General features: G+C 65.9%; 16 protein-coding genes. 8 read left to right on the top strand and 8 right to left on the bottom strand.

Annotated features, from left to right (window positions below; genetic code table 11):
* Positions 1–19 precede the first annotated feature (19 nt).
* From GT355_RS11260 to larB, 3 genes are all read right to left on the bottom strand, one after another.
* A complete protein-coding gene (locus tag GT355_RS11260) occupies positions 20–277 on the bottom strand; it encodes a GIY-YIG nuclease family protein (protein ID WP_160134720.1) in 258 nt (85 codons plus the stop codon).
* On the bottom strand, positions 274–426 hold the full coding sequence (locus GT355_RS18555; RefSeq protein WP_420825966.1) for a DUF7563 family protein: 153 nt from the start codon (positions 424–426) through the stop codon (positions 274–276). Before GT355_RS18555 ends, GT355_RS11260 begins: the two co-directional genes overlap by 4 nt.
* A 98-nt stretch (positions 427–524) precedes the next feature.
* Positions 525–1,292, bottom strand: a complete 768-nt coding sequence (gene larB / locus GT355_RS11250) for a nickel pincer cofactor biosynthesis protein LarB (RefSeq protein ID WP_160134718.1) — start codon at positions 1,290–1,292, stop codon at positions 525–527.
* Positions 1,293–1,429: 137 nt separating this feature from the next.
* On the opposite strand from larB, the gene GT355_RS11245 reads away from it, so the two are divergent.
* Complete coding sequence (locus GT355_RS11245) at positions 1,430–1,597, top strand: hypothetical protein (RefSeq protein WP_007690701.1); 168 nt, start codon at positions 1,430–1,432, stop codon at positions 1,595–1,597.
* A 51-nt stretch (positions 1,598–1,648) separates the two neighbouring features.
* Here the strand turns inward: GT355_RS11245 and GT355_RS11240 are convergent, their stop codons facing one another.
* Positions 1,649–3,550, bottom strand: coding sequence for a hypothetical protein (locus tag GT355_RS11240; RefSeq protein ID WP_160134717.1), 1,902 nt, complete (start codon positions 3,548–3,550; stop codon positions 1,649–1,651).
* 100 nt (positions 3,551–3,650) lie between these two features.
* Positions 3,651–6,098 carry a dockerin type I domain-containing protein gene (locus GT355_RS11235; RefSeq protein ID WP_160134716.1) on the bottom strand — a complete coding sequence of 816 codons (2,448 nt, stop codon included), beginning with the start codon at positions 6,096–6,098 and terminating at the stop codon, positions 3,651–3,653.
* Positions 6,099–6,250: 152 nt separating this feature from the next.
* Between GT355_RS11235 and glmM the strand changes: the two genes are divergently transcribed.
* On the top strand, positions 6,251–7,573 hold the full coding sequence (glmM, locus tag GT355_RS11230) for a phosphoglucosamine mutase (protein ID WP_160134715.1): 1,323 nt from the start codon (positions 6,251–6,253) through the stop codon (positions 7,571–7,573).
* A 3-nt stretch (positions 7,574–7,576) separates the two neighbouring features.
* On the opposite strand, the gene GT355_RS18040 is transcribed toward glmM, so the two are convergent.
* Together GT355_RS18040 and GT355_RS11225 are read right to left on the bottom strand one after the other, a co-directional pair.
* A complete protein-coding gene (locus GT355_RS18040; protein WP_007690694.1) occupies positions 7,577–7,735 on the bottom strand; it encodes a DUF7563 family protein in 159 nt (52 codons plus the stop codon).
* A 560-nt stretch (positions 7,736–8,295) separates the two neighbouring features.
* Positions 8,296–10,278, bottom strand: coding sequence for a MutS2 family protein (locus tag GT355_RS11225; protein WP_160134714.1), 1,983 nt, complete (start codon positions 10,276–10,278; stop codon positions 8,296–8,298).
* 85 nt (positions 10,279–10,363) lie between these two features.
* Here GT355_RS11225 and larE point away from each other — a divergent pair, with 85 nt between their 5' ends.
* A complete protein-coding gene (gene larE, locus GT355_RS11220) occupies positions 10,364–11,212 on the top strand; it encodes an ATP-dependent sacrificial sulfur transferase LarE (RefSeq protein ID WP_120073311.1) in 849 nt (282 codons plus the stop codon).
* Positions 11,213–11,271: 59 nt separating this feature from the next.
* Positions 11,272–11,943: an HAD family hydrolase gene (locus GT355_RS11215; RefSeq protein ID WP_160134713.1), complete on the top strand. Its 672-nt coding sequence runs from the start codon at positions 11,272–11,274 to the stop codon at positions 11,941–11,943.
* Positions 11,944–11,947: 4 nt separating this feature from the next.
* Here GT355_RS11215 and GT355_RS11210 read toward each other — a convergent pair whose 3' ends face one another.
* Positions 11,948–12,568, bottom strand: coding sequence for a histidine phosphatase family protein (locus tag GT355_RS11210; RefSeq protein ID WP_160134712.1), 621 nt, complete (start codon positions 12,566–12,568; stop codon positions 11,948–11,950).
* A gap of 391 nt (positions 12,569–12,959) precedes the next feature.
* Between GT355_RS11210 and GT355_RS11205 the strand changes: the two genes are divergently transcribed.
* The 4 genes from GT355_RS11205 to GT355_RS11190 all read left to right on the top strand — a co-directional run bounded on the left by GT355_RS11205 (position 12,960) and on the right by GT355_RS11190 (position 16,557).
* Complete coding sequence (locus tag GT355_RS11205; RefSeq protein ID WP_240145783.1) at positions 12,960–13,205, top strand: hypothetical protein; 246 nt, start codon at positions 12,960–12,962, stop codon at positions 13,203–13,205.
* Entirely contained in the window at positions 13,206–14,657 is a 1,452-nt protein-coding gene (locus tag GT355_RS11200) for a sodium:solute symporter family protein (protein ID WP_160134711.1), read from the top strand.
* A 74-nt stretch (positions 14,658–14,731) separates the two neighbouring features.
* Positions 14,732–15,121 carry a tRNA-binding protein gene (locus tag GT355_RS11195; RefSeq protein ID WP_160134710.1) on the top strand — a complete coding sequence of 130 codons (390 nt, stop codon included), beginning with the start codon at positions 14,732–14,734 and terminating at the stop codon, positions 15,119–15,121.
* A gap of 110 nt (positions 15,122–15,231) precedes the next feature.
* Positions 15,232–16,557, top strand: coding sequence for a pentapeptide repeat-containing protein (locus tag GT355_RS11190; RefSeq protein WP_160134709.1), 1,326 nt, complete (start codon positions 15,232–15,234; stop codon positions 16,555–16,557).

Below are 16,557 nucleotides of genomic sequence, written 5' to 3'. Positions count from 1 at the left end.
AGCCCCTCTCAGCCCCGTCTCAAAAGGTCGTCGCCCGCTCGTCACAGAGTTCGAGCTTTTCGGCGCGCGAGAGCGACTTGATCTCGTACTCGCGCGACATAGCCGGCCCCCGTTCGTCGAACGTCTCGACGTGCTGGAGGTTTACGGGCGTTCGACCACGGGTGTACTTCGCGCCCTCGCCCGCGTTGTGTTCGTCGACCCGGCGCTCGACGTCGGTGGTGTACCCAGTGTAGAGGCTCTCGTCGGCGCACTCGACGATGTAGACGTGGTGGCTCATCGGATGATGTCGGCGCGTTCGCGGGCGACCTCGGCGATGCCGGCGTTCGCCGAACAGCCGGGGCAGGCGAACAGACGACCGTACTCGTCGGCGAAGACACGCCCGAAGCGTTCGGGGACGTGCCCGCCGCAGTGATCACGGGCTGGTATGTGTGATGTGTTGACAGTGGTGCTGACAGCGGGTGATCGATGGGTACGGTATGGTATATATTCTTCCCGGGCGTTCGTAGCCCGTACACGACCGCGACTCATTCCCGGCGGGCGGCGTCGAGCGCTCGCGCCACGAGGCCCGCCTGTGCCCCCGCGACGAACCCCGCGTCGATGTTGACGACCGAGAGCACCGTACACGACTGGAGGAGGCCTGCGAGTGCGGCCTCGCCGTCGCCACCGTGGCCGTAGCCAGAGGCGACGGGGAGCCCGATGAGCGGCACGTCGACCAGCCCCGCGACCACCGTCGGCAGCGCGCCCTCGCGGCCGGCGGCGACCACGAGCACGTCGGCCTCGCGCAGGCCGTCGAGTTCGTCGATCAGCCTGTGGATCCCGGCGACGCCGACGTCGTCGTACCGCTCGACCGTCGCCCCCATCGCCGCGACGACCGCCGCCGCCTCGCCCGCCGGTCCGGCGTCCACCGTTCCCGCGGTGACGATACCGACAACCGCGTCGAGCGCTGGCACCTCGGCGTCCGCCGCGCGGGCCGTGAGCACGCGGGTGTGGTCGTCGTACTCGACCGTCGCCGCGGGGAACTCCTCTGCAAGTCGATCGGTCACCGCCTCGGCGGACCGGGGATCGACCCGCGTCGCCAGCCCACGGCCCGTGGTCTCGACCGCGAGCGCGACCAGTTCGGCGACCGCGTCCGGCGGTTTTCCCTCGGCGAACACCGCTTCCGGGACCCCGTTCCGCGACTCGCGGGCGGCGTCGAATCGGCCGTTCTCGCCTGTCGCGTAGCCCGCAAGGCGGGATTCGGCCTCGGCGACCGAGATCTCGCCCGCCGCGAGCGCGCGGAGCGTCTCGTGCATGGACGGGGTCCGTGCCCGACCCACAACTCACCATCGACTCGGACCGGGGGGTCGACGGCGCACGAACCCGCCCGAGAAGCCCGATAACGAGCGATTATGGCAACCTTTATAAATCATCCTTCGGAAGTGGGGCGTGTATGGCAGACCTGATCGTCAAAGCCGCCGTCAAGGATGAGCTGAGTGAAATGAACGTCTCGTCGGACTTCTACGACGCGCTCGACGAGGAAGTCTCGGAGCTGCTCGCCGACGCCGCACGGCGCGCCGACGAGAACGACCGAAAGACCGTTCAGCCGCGCGACCTGTAAGGTTCGACCGCTTCAATTTTTCGTCGCCACGTCGAGAGCGACGGCGCTATCCTACGCCGCCGAGCCGTCTGCTCCCTCGGGGAGGTCGACGGTGAACGTGTGGGTTCCCGACGTGAGGGTCCGCGTCTCGCTGTCGACGAACGTCTGCTTCGCCTCGGTCGCGGGGCTCCAGCCCGGCCCGATCTTCTCGTAGCTCGCGAGCGTCAGACCGACCGGTTCACCCTCGGAAACGGTCACCGTCACCGTCGCGGTGCCGTTCTCCACGGTGATATCCTCGCTCTCGATCCGGTCGGCCACCGACTCGTTCTCGATGAACTCGCCGTCCGAGACGCGCGTGATGCCGTCGTCGGTGTCACCGTGGGCGAACCGAAGCAATCTATCAGAGGTGTAGTAGCCCTCGTCGCTCCGGAGCTCCTCGATCGGCTCGCCCGTCACGAGGTCGACCTGGTAGTAGGCGGCATCGTCGGGTGCGAGGTCGAGGAAGCCGAGCGATTCGCGTTCGGCGTTCGTGAGCACGCCGTCGTCGAGCGCCTCGCTCAGCGCGACGAGTTCGCTCTCGGAGAGCCCGTCCGCGATGGCGTCGGCGACCGCCCCGCGATCCTCGTCGGTGAGGCCGTCACCGGCGAGCGCGTCGGTGATCGCGGTCCGCTGGTCGGCCGACAGCCCGCTCGCGGCGAGCGCCGACGCGACCCCGTCGATCTGTTCGTCGGAGAGCCCGCTACCCGCGAGCGCGTCGCGCGCGGCCTGCTCGTTCGCCGTTTGGTCGCCCTCGTCGCCCGCGCCGGCGGTTTCGTTCGTGGTGCTCCCGTTCGTCACGGAATCGTTCTCATCTGCTGCAGAGTCGTTCCCGCCCGCCGCGGTCGTCGTGGCAGCAGTCTGCGTCGTGGTTCCGGCGGTCGTCTCGGTCGCGGTTCCGCTCGTCGCCGTCGTGTCCGTCTCCGTCGATTCGGTTGCTGTCGTGTCCGTCTCCGCCGATTCGGTCGCCGTCGTGTCCGTCTCCGTCGATTCGGTTGCTGTCGTGTCCGTCTCCGCCGATTCGGTCGCCGTCGTGTCAGTCCCCGTCGATTCGGTTGCTGTCGTCCCGCTCACCGTCGTCGTCCGGGTTTCGGTCGCTGTTCCGGTGGTCGAAGTCCCCGTCGATTCGGTTGCGGTCGACGTATCGGTCGTGGTTCCTGTCGTTTCGGTCGCTGTCGGCCCGGTCGTCGTCTCCGTGGCCGTTCCCGTCTCGGTTGTCGTTGTCCCGGTCGTGGAGGTGGTCGTCGCCGTTTCGGTTTCCGTCGAAGTCGCCGTCTCAGTCGTCGTTGCCGTCGGGGTTCCGGTCGTGGAGGTTGCCGTCGACGTGGCGGTTGTGGTCTCCGTCGTTTCGGTTGCTGTCGGTCCGGTCGTCGTCACGGTCGCCGTCGACGTTCCAGTCGTGGTTTCGTTCGGTGTTTCGGTTGCCGTGGTAGTTTCGGTTGCCGTGGTGGTTTCAGTTGCCGTTTCGGTGGCTGTTTCCGTTTCCGTGGTGGTCTCCGTTCCGCCATCGACCTGGAGCGTCGCGCCCTCGGTTCCGGTCACGGTGTAAACGACGCCATCGGAGTCGCTGATCTCGGTCACGTCGACCGAGAGATCCGTCGATCCGGCGGTGTTTCCTTCGACAGTGACGGTGGCGATCGTGACGCCGTTCGGATCGTCACCGAGCGCGTTGGCGAAGTAGTTCGCCTCGAACGACGCCGTAGAGCCGTCGCTGGCAATATCTGTGTCACTGTTCGCTGGCGTCCCCGCGAGCGAGACGTCCGTGATCGACCCGATCGACGGGTCGTCGATGCTGACGCTCGCATCCGTGGTGCCAATACCCTCGTCGGTGTTCTCGACGACGACCGCGTAGGTGGTCGTCTCGCCCGATTCGACGCTCCGGTCCGTCGGCGACAGCGAAACCGTCGTGTCGCCGGCCGCGCTGGCCGTGAACGTCACTGCGGCCCCAGCCGATACGAGAAGGAGTGCCGCGAGCGCGATGCTAACGATAGATTTCCGCCGTCGGTGTAGCTTCGGAATCATTGGTGTCTTGTCTGGGTCAGTTGCCGACCGATTCGCTGTAGAGCGCCTGGGTGTCGGCCAGCGTCACGCTACCGTCACCGTTGAAATCGAACGCGGTGTTCCCTTTGAGGGAATCGAGGTTGTCGTAGAGCGCCTGTGCGTCCGCCTGCGTCACGCTTCCATCGCCGTTGACGTCCTCGTACTTCCCATCGCCGTCGGGGTCGGTCGGCGGCTCCGTCGCGTTGCCGACCGGTGCGGGACCACTGCTCCCGTCGAGCTCGACCTCGTCGGGCTGGTTCACGTCACCGTCCTCCCGCGTCGTCTCGGTTCCGACCACTGCGTTGGCGTCGACCGAGCCGCCGACCGCGTTCTCGGAGACGTTGGCCTGGGGCTCGAAGTAGACCGAGATGACCGACGAGTCGTTCGTCCGGTTCAAGTTCTGGGCGTCGACCTCGGTGCCGTTGGCGTCGTAGAAGTTGAAGCCGCTGGTGTCACCGGGTTCCGTGATCTCCTCGTCGAACTCGAAGCGGAGTTGGTCCGTGCCGCCCGGCGAGACCGACACCAGGTCGGGGTTCGCGGTGTTGCCGTCGTTCGAGACGTCGGCCGCCTGCTTCGGGTTCGTCGGTGGGTTCTGCTCGCCGACCGCCGCGACGGTGCCGGCGTCGACGAACCCACGGGCGACGTCCGATCGGGTGACGTTCTCGGCGAACGCCACGGTCACCGTCTTCGTCCCGTTGCCCGCGACGACCTCACCCTGGCCGTCGTAGAGCTGGTTCCCGATGGTCGTGCTGTCGACCGGCACGAGCTGGAAGTTGCCCGCGCCACCCACGATGTCGACCGGCTGGTCGAAGGTGAAGTTCACGAACGTCTGCTGGCCGTTGATCGAGGCCAGGTTCCCGGTGCAGAAGCCGTCGATGGCTTCGAGGTCGGGCGCGGCGGTCGGCCCGGAGCCGTTCGCTACTGTGGTACCGTTCCCACACTGGATCGACTCGTTCCCGGTGAGCTCGACCTCGTCGGGCTGGTTGACGTCGCCGTCCTCGCGAGCGGTGTCCGTTCCGACCACGGCATTGCCATCGACCGAGCCACCGACCGCGGCCGTCGAGACGTTGGCTCCCTCCTCGAAGGAGACCGAGAGCACGCTCGGGTCGTCGGTCGTCGCGACCTCCTGGGCGTCGGTCTCGGTCCCGGTGCCGTCGTAGAAGTTGAACCCGCTGGTGTCGCCCACCTCGCCGACCTCCTCGTCGAACTCGTAGAGCAGCGCGCCGTCCGGGGCGCTACTCCGGGTGATGCTCACCAGGTCGGGGTTCTCGGTGTTGCCGTCGTTGTTGAGGTCCGCGGCCTGCTTCGGGTTGAGGGTCGTATCGTTCTCGCCCTGCGTCCGGACGGTGTTGGCGTCGACGAACCCGCGCGCGATGGTCGAGGGGTCGATACGGCCGTCGAACGGCACCGTGAGGGAGGTGGTGTTCGTCCGCTCCCCGACGATCTCGTTGTTGCCGTCGTAGGTCTGGCCCCCGTCGATCGGGACGAGCTGGAAGTTGCCCGCGCCGCCCTGGGTGTTCACCGGTTCGTCGAAGTCGAACTCGACCAGCGTCTGACAGTTGGTGTCTTCGGGGTTCTGCCGGTAGGTGACGTTGTCTATCTGGACGAGGTCGGGCGCGGCGGTCGGGCCGCTCGCGTTGCCGGCGTCGCCGGTGTCGTCCGTGCCGCTTCCGCCGCACTTGCTGAACGCGGGCGGGGACTCGTTGCTCACCGTCACCCCGTCGAGCGAGTTCGTCCGGTCACTGTCGCTCGTGTTCGAGACCGTTCCCTCGGTCACCGACGCGCCGACGACCTCCGAGACGTCGTACTGGTCGAACGTGACGCTCACGAGTTTCGGGGTGGCGAGCGAGTCGGTCGCCACGCTGCTCCCCATCGTCGTCGCGTTCTCGGCGTAGGCTTCGAACCCGCCGTCGCTCTCGACACTGACGGGTTCGTCGAAGGCGTAGATCAGGCTATTGGTGCTCTCGTTGACGGTGACGTTCACGAGGTCCGGGTCGGCGGAGTTGCCGTCGTTCGAGACGTCGGCCGCCTGGGTCGGGTTGTTCGTCTCGTCGCCCTCGCCCGCCACTTTGACGGTGTTCTTCTTCACCACGCCGCGGGCGATGTCGCTCTCGGTCAGTTGTCCGCTGTACTCGACCGAGAGGTTCGCCGTCCCGTTGCCACCGACGTTCTGTCCGCCGACGTCCGTGCTCCCGTCGGTCGGGACGAGTCTGAAGTTCCCGCCGCTGCTCGTGAGGTCCACCTCCTCGTCGAAGCTGAACGTCACGTTCGTCGTGTTGGTGGCGGCGTCGTACTCGAACCCATCGACCGACTGGAGGTCGGGTGCCTGGGTCGTGCCGCTCGCCTGGCCGGTGACGCCGCCGGCGAGCGCGCCGAGGGCGACGACCATCGCGACCGCGACGGCGAGAATAGCTATCGACTGTCTCGATCGTAACTGAAACTCCATCTTATGTCGAAGACAAAGACGGTGTATATAATGCTTCCCCGTGGCCGATCATTTGTGAACCGTTCCCGAACGGAGACGAAACGGCCGCCCGGCGACTCCCGTGAGCGTCCATCAGGCGGCGTTTTTTTGGTCGGGTCGCGCGTTCGCCCGGTATGTTCGGTACCAGCGGCATTCGGGGTCCGGTCGGCACCGAGGTCACCGCGGAGCTCGCACTCGCGCTCGGGCGCGCACTCGGGGTCGATACCGACCGCGTCGTGGTGGGACACGATCCACGCGAGAGCGGGTCGTTTCTGGTCGACGCACTGACGGCGGGGCTGCGCGAGTCGGGTACCGACGTCCTCGACGCGGGGCTCGCCGCCACCCCGACCGTCGCGCGTGCGGTCGGGTGGCACGACGCCGACGCGGGCGTCTCGGTGACCGCGAGCCACAACCCCGCACCCGACAACGGCCTCAAGCTCTGGCAGCCCAGTGGGCAAGCCTTCACGGGCGAGGACCAGGACCGCATCGCCGAGCGCATCCGCGAGGGGGCGTTCGAGCCGGCGGACTGGGACGACCTCGGCGACCGCATCGAGATCGACGCGGGCGAGCGCCACGTCGAGGCGCTCCGCGAAGCGGTCCCGATCGACGACCCGCCCTCGGTGGTCGTCGACCTCGGGAACGGCGCGGGCGGGGTCAGCGTGGCCGCGCTCACCGCGCTCGGCTGCGAGGTCGAGACCCTCAACGCCCAGCCCGACGGCGCGTTTCCGGGTCGGCCCTCCGAACCGACGAGTGAAAACTGCGAGTCGCTCCGGGCGCTGGTCGAGACCACCGACGCAGAAGTGGGGATCGCCCACGACGGCGACGCCGACCGGCTTCGGGCCGCCACCGGCGAGGGCGCGTACCTCTCGGGCGACGTGCTCCTCGCGCTGTTCGCGCGCGAGGCGGTCCGCGAGAGCGAGGTCGAGAATCCCGAGGTCGCCGCGCCCGTCGACACCAGCCTCGCGGTCGCGGACGCGCTCGAACCCCTGGGAGCCACGGTGACCTACACGCGCGTGGGCGACGGCTTCGTCGCCGAACGGGCGACCGACCCCGACGTCGTCTTCGGTGGGGAGCCCTCCGGCGCGTGGATCTGGCCGAACCAGACGCTGTGTCCCGACGGCCCGCTCGCGGCCTGCCGGCTGGCCGCACTCGCCGCCGAGCGCTCGCTCGACGACCGGGTGGCCGAGATCGAGACCTACCCGATAGCGCGCGAGAGCATCGAGGTCGCCGACAAAACCGGAGTGATGGAACGGGTCGCCGAGGACGTCGACGAGGCGTTCGAGGAGGTGCGAACCCTCGACGGCGTCCGGGCCGACCTCGACGAGGGCTGGTTCCTGATCCGGGCGAGCGGGACCCAGCCGCTGGTTCGGATCACCGCCGAGGCTCGGAGCCAGGAGGCCTGTACGTCCGCCTTCGAGAAAGCGAGCGGGTTCGTCGAGAACGCCCGCCGAGAATGAGTTCTAACTCCGCCGTGTCGAGCGCGCCTGTCTGACCTTCGCCCCGTCGCGGATCTTGTCCTCACACTGGGGACAGACACGTGGTTCGTCGATGCCGCTCGGGGTGAACACTCGCGCATAGGCCGCCGTCACGAACGCACCACAGTTCTGGCATTCCGGCATGGGCTGTGATTGTGTGGCATCCGTTATATAGACGACGGTCTCCCCGCCCCTATCGCCCGTCCACCGCACCGCCCTCGAAATCATCACGAACACGACGATCTTCCGCGGCGGTGGCCGCGGTGCGGAGCGGTCGGCGCGCGGCCTCCGCGCCGCCCGCCGGGCGGCGCGAAACGCCCGTGCGAGGGATGAGCACCACAGGGAGTGAGCGGCGCGAGGTTCGACTGAAAGGAGAACCTCGGTTGCGAACGGCGAACGAAGTGAGCCGTGAGCCGAACGACCGAGGAGCGCAGTCGGCTGGGGAGGCTCGTGGCCGTCGCGGGGCGGTAGAGGATCGTACCGCGAGCGACCGGAGGGAGCGAGCGGCCTTTTTCGTCCAGGTTTTTCGAGGAGTGGTAGCCGACCGGCGGGAGGCTACCCAACGAAGAAAAAGGTGGGCGCGGGAGGCTCGTGGCCCTTGCGGGGCGGTGCGGTCCCTCGTTTGCATCGGGTATTGCCATCGACGGATCAGCTGGTGAGCAAACAAGCGAAACCGAGACGTGAAACGAGTATCCGAGTCAGTGCTACTCGAACTTCTCCAGCAGCCGTTCGTAGAAGACCTCGTTCTCGTCCGTCGCGTCCTCGGTCGCGAGCTTCTCGACGATAAGCTCGGGCGTCGAGCGCGCGAGGCTGTCCTTCTTCGGCGAGCGCTCGACCTGGAGTTCGCCGTCCACGAGGCCGACCGCCTCGATGCCGTCCACGGGAACCTCGAACCCGGCGGCCTCGCGGATCTCGCCGGCGAGGTGGGAGACGAACACACCAGTCGTTTCGCCGTCGAGCGCTTCGAGGATCCCGGCGATGATCACCGCCGACGCGCCGGGTTCGGTGATGCTCTCGAGTTCGTCGACCAGGACCAATCGTTTCCGCCCGCCCGCGACGAGGTCGCCGAACTCCCGGAGGGTGGCCTCGAACGCGCCGGCGTCGAGGGTGCCCTGAGTCTTGGCCTGGTAGTGGAGCGCCTCGTAGCGCTCGATCCGGACCTCGTCGGCGGGTACGGGCAGCCCCATGTGGGCGAGGACCGCGACGAGCGCGAGGAGGTCGAGGGTCGAGGTTTTCCCACCGGAGTTGACCCCCGAGAGCAGCGTCGGACCCGCCACGGCGTAGTCCACGGGTTCGACCGCCTCGAAGGCGCAGTCGAGCAGCGGCGAGCGCCCGCCCTCGATCGCCACGCCGTGACCGCCGAACTCGGGGAGGACGCAGTCGAAGTCGTCGGCGAAGCGCGCCACCGCGAGTTCGCGGTCGCGCCCGAGCGCCGCCCCGACGAGGTCGTCACAGCCCGCCCGGAGGTCGGCGAGCTCGGTCGCGAGGTCGCGTTTCAGCCGGGTCGCCCGGCGGTCGCGGGCGGCGGTGAGGTCCTCGCGGAGGCGGTTGACGGTCCCCTCGTCGTGTTCGACCGGGAACGTCGGCTCCTCGGGGAACGCGCGGGTGGCGAGTTCGGCCTCCCCGCTGTCGAGCTGCAGCGAGTCCACGAGGTGGTCGCGGGCGGCGTCGATCGCGGCGGCGTGTTCGTCGGCGAGCTCGCGCGAGAGCAGCGAGTCCACGCCCGCGCCCTGCTCGACGAGCGAGAGGAGATCCGCACCCTCGATGGTGACGTCCCGCTCCTCGATCGCCTCGCGAAGCCGGTCGTTGGCGACGCTCTCGGCGGTGGAGACCGCCGCGTCGAGGTCGTCGACCGCCCGCCCGAGCCTATCGAGCTCCTCGTCGCCGACGACGGTGCCCTCCTCGGTGAGGCCCGCGAGCGCCTCGTCGAGCCTCGCGAGGTCCACCGGTGAATCGAGGTCGGTTGCGCGGTGGACCCTGGCGGCGGCCTGGAGGCGCTCGCGGTTGTGGGCGAAAAAGGAGAGCACCCGCTCGGGGACCACTTCCTCCGGGGTTTCGAGCGCGTCCGGTCTGACCTGGACGTCGCCGGCGATGTCGACACCGGCGAAGGCCTCGTCGAGCGCGATCACCGTGGAGTAGCCCTTGGCGAGGTCGGCGAGCCCACGGGTGTCCTCGACGACCTCGACCGAGAGCTCGGGGAATTCGTCCTGGGCGGCGGCGTGGGTTTCGGCGTCGGCGGTCGCGAGGCAGCGGTCGCGGATCCGGTCCCTGGGTGGGTCGTCGAGCGGTGCGACCCCGTCGAGCGCGTCCAGCACGTCCTGACGGGGCTCGCGCTCCATCGCGGTCGCGACCCACTCGCGGACCTCCGTCACCCGCGACTCGCTGCCGGTCGGATAGAGGGTTTCGAGGCGGTGGGCCGCGTGGTCGGTCACCGCCCGCTCCTGGAGGAGCGAGAGGGCGTCGCGGTAGATCTCGCGGGCGCGGTCGGTGGCGAGGAACTCCCCGGCGTCGTCGTGTTCGTCGCGGATGGCGGCGCGGGCGATGGCGGCCGCCCGGCCGGTCGAGATGCCGGGTGCGCGCGCGAGCGCCACGACGTCGCCCTCGCTGAGGGCGCGTTCGGGGTCGTCGAGCGCCGCGAGCCGCTCCGCGGTCTTCGCACCCACCCCCACAATGGATTCGAACTCCATCGCATCCGTCGAGTCGCGCCGGGGAGAAAAACCAACCGGGGTGCGGGGACAACGCGTTTTTGTCCGCTGGTCACGAGGAACGGCCATGAACACGGAGGCAAAGGCCGCCGCCGTCCGAGAATCGCTCGCCGAGCGCGACGGCGTGCTCGTCGCCTTCTCGGGCGGGGTGGACTCGAGCGTGGTCGCGGCGCTCGCCCACGACGCGCTCGGGGACGACGCGGTGGCGTGTACCGCCAAGAGCGAGACGCTCCCCGAAGCGGAGCTCGACGACGCGAAACGCGTGGCCGAGGAGATCGGGATCGACCACGCGCTCGCCGAGTTCTCGGAGCTCAGTAGTCAGGAATTCGTCGAGAACGACGGCGAGCGGTGCTATCACTGCCGGACGATGCGGCTCTCGGCGATGTTCGACGCCGCGCGCGAGCGCGGGATCGAGACGGTCTGTGACGGCACCAACGCCTCCGATCCAGGCGAAGGTCATCGCCCCGGCCTCCGCGCGGTCGAGGAACTCGACGCCTACTCGCCGCTGCTCGACCACGACATCACCAAAGAAGAGGTCCGTGAGATCGCCCGCAGCTACGGCCTCTCGGTGGCCGACAAACCCTCGATGGCCTGTCTCTCCTCGCGGATCCCAACGGGATTAGAAGTCACCGAGGAGCGCCTCAGCCGGGTCGAACGGGCCGAGACCCTCCTCCGGACGTGGGGGTTCGAGCAGTTCCGGGTTCGCGACCACGACGGCCTCGCGCGGATCGAGGTCGCGCCCGACGAACTGGCGCGCGCGCTCGACCCCGACTTCGCGCAGGCCGCCCGCGACCACCTCACCGACATCGGTTTCGACCACGTGACCCTCGACCTCGGTGGCTACCGGACGGGTAGCGTCAGCCCCGCGAACGACGACCTCGACCTCGACGTCGAGTACCCGACCGCGAACGACTGATCCTACTACGACGACCGGGACCGGAACACCGATTTCCTCGCGGACGTACGATCCGAGTCGTGAGCGAATACGATGCGGTGGTGTTCGACAGCGACGGGATCCTCGTCGCGCCGCCCCGACGCGAGCGCCAGGTCGCGGCGGCGCGGGCGGCGTTCGACGACCTCGGGATAGGTGACGTCGACCGCGAGACGCTCGCGGGGCTCGTCACCGACCCGAACGCCGACCGGATCGGCGAGCTTGCGGCGGCCTACGACGTCGACCCCGAGGCGGTCTGGAACGCCCGCGAGCGCCACGACGAGCGCACCCAGGAGCGCGCCTTCGAGGACGGGTCGCGGACGACCTACGACGACGTGCACGCGATCGGCGACATCGCGGCCACGCGCGGCGTCGTGAGCAACAACCACCACGCGACGATCGCGTTCGTGCTCGACCACTTCGATCTGGATCACCTCTTCGAGACCTACTACGGCCGCGAGAACGGGATCGAGAACCTCGCGCGCCGGAAGCCGAACCCACACTACCTCGAGCGCGCGCTGGCGGACCTCGACGCGGTCGACGACCGGGTGCTCTACGTCGGCGACAGCGAGACCGACGTGATGGCCGCGGACCGGGCGGACGTCGACTCGGCGTTCGTCCGTCGCCCCCACCGCGAGGAACTGTCCCTCTCCGTCTCGCCGACCTACGAGGTCGCGGACCTCCACGCCGTGCGGCGGATCGCGAACGGTCGTTGAGAACTCACCCCCGGTAGCTCGTGTCGTTCGTCCGAACTGCTTCGATCCCGTCGTCCACCGCTCGAAACTCGTTGACGGCGCAGTTGCCCTGTCCGCCCTCGTCGACGGCCGTCACGAAGTCGGTGTCCGTGAGGTGGCTGACGAGGGCGTAGAGCACCCCGCCGTGGGTGACGACCAGTATCGTTTCGTCGGTTCCCGACTCGGCGAGCAGGCGGTCGAACCCCTCGACCACGCGCTCGCGGAGGTCGAGCAGGCCCTCGCCACGTTCGGGGGTGCGCGCGAGCGCGGACTCGCCCGAGCGCCCGACCGCGAACTCGGGATACTCCGTGAACATCTCGTCGTAGGTGAGGCCTTGATAGACCCCGAAATCCCGCTCACGCCACGTCTTCTCGAAGGCAGGTTCGGGACCGACACCCGACTCGTGGAGGATGGTGGCGGTCTCGCGGGTGCGTCGGAGGTCCGAGGCGAGCAGGCGGTCGACGTCGTAGCTCGCGGCGAGGTGGTCGCCCGCCGCGGCGGCCTGCTCGCGGCCGCGGTCGTTCAACGGGGTGGGAGCCCAGCCCTGGAGCCGACGGTCCGCGTTCCAGTCGGTTTCGCCGTGGCGGAGGCAGACGACGGTGGTCATGCGGGGGATGGGACGGCCGGCCGAATGAGGGTTGGTATCGGAGCGAGCGCCCGAGAGGGATGACCTTCCGGATGAGCACTCTGACCACCGGCTCGCACGATACGACCGAGGAACCGCCCCGCAACCGTCCACCACCGCCCCGTGACCGTGGGTTTCCTCCCGAATCGACCGAACCGTGATGGCGGGGCTGGGGCCGGATCACCACGGTGAGCTCGACGGCGGGCTGGCAGGGCGGCTTCGGCCAGCTCCCGTATTCGGTGACGGAGGCCCGGTTCCTCGGCCACGGTCGGTCACCGTTCCCGAGTGCGCGTGACCGACCACTTCGGTGGACGGCCAAAACTATCATTAACGAATCAGAACTTTTTTGGCGAAGATATACGCTACGATCGTCATGGCTGTTACCATACACCTCACCTCGGTTCAGTGGGCAGCACTGGTCGCGCTGCTGGTGGTGACGATGTTCCCGTTCGTCGTCGCTCCGCTGTCGGGGTCGCTCGATGGGTTCCTCCTCGGGCTTCCGGTCTGGTTCTGGGTGTGTTTCGCCGTCGCGCTGGTGATGTACGCCCTCGTCGTCGTCTTCATCACCGCACCTGGAAGCGCCGCCGGTCGGACGACGCGGACGTCGAGAGTGAAGTGAATGGTCGCCATCGTCCAAACGGTCGTCTTCGCGGTCTACATGCTGGGGGTGCTCTGTATCGGGATCTTCGCGTCACGCTACATCGAGGACACACCGAGCTCGTTCTACGTGGCGGACAAGGGCCTCGGCACCGTCATCCTCCTCTTCACGTTGATGTCCTCCATTTTGAGTTCGTTCACCTTCTTCGGGCTCGGCGCACAGGCGAGGGGGACCGGTCTCGGTGTGGCGGCCGTCTTCATCATCAACGTCGTCTTCTGGGGACCGATGTTCGCGTCCTTCGGGACGAAGGTGAAGCGGATCGGCGACCGATTCGACTACATCACGCCCGCCGAATACGTCCGCGCCAGGTTCGACAGCGAAGTCGTGCCCATCGTCTACATCGCGCTGACGACGCTGGCACTGATCGGGTACGCCACGGTCCAGATCATCGGCGGCGGGGTCGCGCTGAACATCCTGATGGACGTCCCGTACGTGTACGCCATCGTCGCGATGGCGGCGTTCATGGCCATCTACATCCACGTCTCCGGGATGCTCGGCGTCGCCTGGACCGACACCGTACAGGGGTCCATGATGTTCCTCAGCCTCATCGGAGCGGTCGTCGCCATCCTGGTCATCGTCGGCCCGGGGGAACTCGTGAGCGGGGTTCAGAACGTGGACGCCGACCTGTTCACGTTCGAGGGACCGGTCGGGTCGTGGACGCCGCTGTTCGTCGTCACGTTCGGTCTGGGGTTCGCGGTCGCCTCGACGAGTCTGCCCCACCTCTTCCAGCGGTTCCTGGCTGCGGACTCGACCCGTTCGATGCGACGGTCGGCGGTACTCCTCCCGATCCTCGGACTCCTCATGTCGCTGGCGGGCATCGTCATCGGTGTCTGGTCGGTCGGTATCGTCCCGGACATCCAGAACCCCGACTACGCGATCGGGGAGGTCTTCCTGGAGATCACGGGGCCGGTCGTGTCCGGGATCATCCTCTCCGCAGCCGTCGCGGCGCTGATGTCCACGACCGACTCGCTGCTGTTGTCGCTGAGTTCCCTCATCGGTCGTGACATCTATCGGCGCCACATCAACCCCGACGCGAGCGAGAAACGGGAGGTCCAAGCGACGCAGGTGATCCTCCTCGCGCTGATCGCCGTCGCCCTCGTTCTGGCGTACATCCGGCCGGCGACCATCTTCCAGCTCGGCGCGCTCGCGGTCGTCATGCACGGCCCGATAGCGCCGACGCTGTACTTCACGCTCTACTGGGACGGGGCCACCGCCGAGGGGAGTATCGCGTCGATGGTGGTCGGCGAGGCCGTCGTGCTGGGCTACTTCCTCGGTTGGATCCCGAGTCAGTACGAGTTCGGTCTCTACTACGGGTTCATCGGCCTCGTCGTCACGCTCGTCGTCTTCGTCGCCGTGAGTAGCGTCACGTCGACCTACGCGAAGGATCTGGCCGAGGAGATCCTCTCGGCGTAGGCGGCGGTCTGCTCTGTCGACGGACCTGGAGAAAGCGCCGCTGGAATCATACATCCCCAGCCCGATGGCGATCCATGGGCATCGACGAACCCGACATCGATCCCGAAACGTTTCTCTCGGATGTCGAGATGCGCGTGGGCGAGATCGTTTCCGTCGAGGACTTCCCCGAGGCGCGAAAGGACCTCTACAAACTCGACGTCGACTTCGGTGGCGAGACCAGACAGTCGGCGGCCGGGCTGACCCGCTACGGGAAGGACGACCTCGTCGGTCGGCAGGTCGTCGCCGTGACGAACCTCGGGACGGTGAACATCGCGGGCTTCGAGAGCCAGTGTCTCGTGACCGGTGTCGACAGCGCGGAACGTAGTTCCGCGAGCAGTCGGGCGCAGCCCGACGACGACGGCGACGGTGGTGTGGTTCATCTCCAACCCGAGAGCGAGGTCGAGAACGGGTCCCGGATCTACTGATCTCGCTTAGAAGTCGGCCTCATAGACAAGCCTCCTCAATTTCGAGTATGTGATTGTTATTACCCATGTTGGTCGTTAGATACTTGTGGAACATTTCTCTCGTATTTACTATGAGTGAGTCCACTCCGGACTCTGTTTGCGGCTATACAGCAGATTGGGGGAGCAAGAGGATGCTTGAAGAGCATGGTGAGCTGATCGGACCAGGAGGGGTCTGTTGTTGGCGCTCTACATGGCAAGATAATGACTTTTGCATCTGGCATACAGAGGAGAAAAGAAAGCCAGCTGATGAGCTTAGAAACGCAAGATCATCTATTCCAGAGCGCTTAGACTATGCTTATCTGCGAGAAGTCGAATTTGAAAGAGACGACGAGATATCTTTTGTTAACTGTAATATCCGCAACTCTAACATGAGAGATTCAAAATTTATAAATATTGATTTCAGTGGTTGCAATCTTGCTATGGCCGAGCTTCACAACAGTAAGTTAAACCACTCGAATTTTTCAGGTGCTAGATTATCTTCAACCAAACTATTAAATTCGAAGCTTATAATGACCGACCTCTCAAACGCAAATGCCCCAGATTGTCAATTTCAAAAATCACACCTGGGAAGTTCTAACCTCTCTAACTCTAATTTCAGAAATACCAACTTCAGCGATTGCTACTTAGCCAACTGCAGTTTCAGATCTACTACACTACGCAATGTAGATTTCACTGATGCTCAGATCTCGAATGCGGTTCTGTGCAAGTCCAACTTAGAAGATGCGATTCTAAAAAGAACTGATATTCGTAGCGCCAATTTCTCTCATTCTAGATTGTTTAACGCCTATTTCTCTGCAGTTAGGATGAATAGCGCCACCGAATTCGGTGGATCAACACCGTACTCTGATATTGATTCACTCGAAGAATGGGATTCTACACCAACAGAGGCCGCAATTTGGACCTATCGTCGCTTACAGTCCCTTCATGAAGAATACGCATTACCAAACCGTGCTCGTAAATTCCACATCCAGAAGGCTGAATCTATAAAAAAGCGGTACTGGGAAGAGGGCCGCCGATTGAGATGGCTCGCTTACGCCATGAATAGTATTCTATCATCCCACGGTGAAAGCCCGTGGCGAGTTGTTCTGGTCTCTCTGGGTACTGTTTGTCTTTGGACTCCGCTATATCTGATATTTGGAGTATTTGCAGTATCGGGACCACCAGTGAATGCGCAGGTTGTGGGGATCGGATTCCTCTCTGGGAGTCAAGTACCACAATGGCTCTCAGAAATCCTACTAGCATTCTATTATTCATCGGTCACGTTCACGACACTAGGATATGGAGATATCCAACCTGTAAACACAGCCGCCCAGTACCTCTCGATAATTGAGTCTTTCGCAGGTGCGTTTCTTATGGCTCTTCTAGTATTTGTGCTGGGGCGACAGACTAGCTGGTAA

This window comes from Halococcus salsus, from assembly GCF_009900715.1.
Taxonomy (GTDB): domain Archaea; phylum Halobacteriota; class Halobacteria; order Halobacteriales; family Halococcaceae; genus Halococcus; species Halococcus salsus.
This window is presented reverse-complemented; position numbering and strand designations above follow the sequence as displayed.

Coding starts and splice junctions, on each gene's coding strand:
- GT355_RS11245 (WP_007690701.1), top strand. CDS start 1,430: ATGGCAGACCTGATCGTCAAAGCCGCCGTCAAGGATGAGCTGAGTGAA.
- GT355_RS18040 (WP_007690694.1), bottom strand. CDS start 7,735: ATGCCGGAATGCCAGAACTGTGGTGCGTTCGTGACGGCGGCCTATGCG.
- GT355_RS11235 (WP_160134716.1), bottom strand. CDS start 6,098: ATGGAGTTTCAGTTACGATCGAGACAGTCGATAGCTATTCTCGCCGTC.
- larB (WP_160134718.1), bottom strand. CDS start 1,292: ATGCACGAGACGCTCCGCGCGCTCGCGGCGGGCGAGATCTCGGTCGCC.
- GT355_RS11190 (WP_160134709.1), top strand. CDS start 15,232: ATGAGTGAGTCCACTCCGGACTCTGTTTGCGGCTATACAGCAGATTGG.
- GT355_RS11260 (WP_160134720.1), bottom strand. CDS start 277: ATGAGCCACCACGTCTACATCGTCGAGTGCGCCGACGAGAGCCTCTAC.
- GT355_RS11200 (WP_160134711.1), top strand. CDS start 13,206: ATGGTCGCCATCGTCCAAACGGTCGTCTTCGCGGTCTACATGCTGGGG.
- glmM (WP_160134715.1), top strand. CDS start 6,251: ATGTTCGGTACCAGCGGCATTCGGGGTCCGGTCGGCACCGAGGTCACC.
- GT355_RS11195 (WP_160134710.1), top strand. CDS start 14,732: ATGGGCATCGACGAACCCGACATCGATCCCGAAACGTTTCTCTCGGAT.
- GT355_RS11210 (WP_160134712.1), bottom strand. CDS start 12,568: ATGACCACCGTCGTCTGCCTCCGCCACGGCGAAACCGACTGGAACGCG.
- GT355_RS11205 (WP_240145783.1), top strand. CDS start 12,960: ATGGCTGTTACCATACACCTCACCTCGGTTCAGTGGGCAGCACTGGTC.
- GT355_RS11225 (WP_160134714.1), bottom strand. CDS start 10,278: ATGGAGTTCGAATCCATTGTGGGGGTGGGTGCGAAGACCGCGGAGCGG.
- larE (WP_120073311.1), top strand. CDS start 10,364: ATGAACACGGAGGCAAAGGCCGCCGCCGTCCGAGAATCGCTCGCCGAG.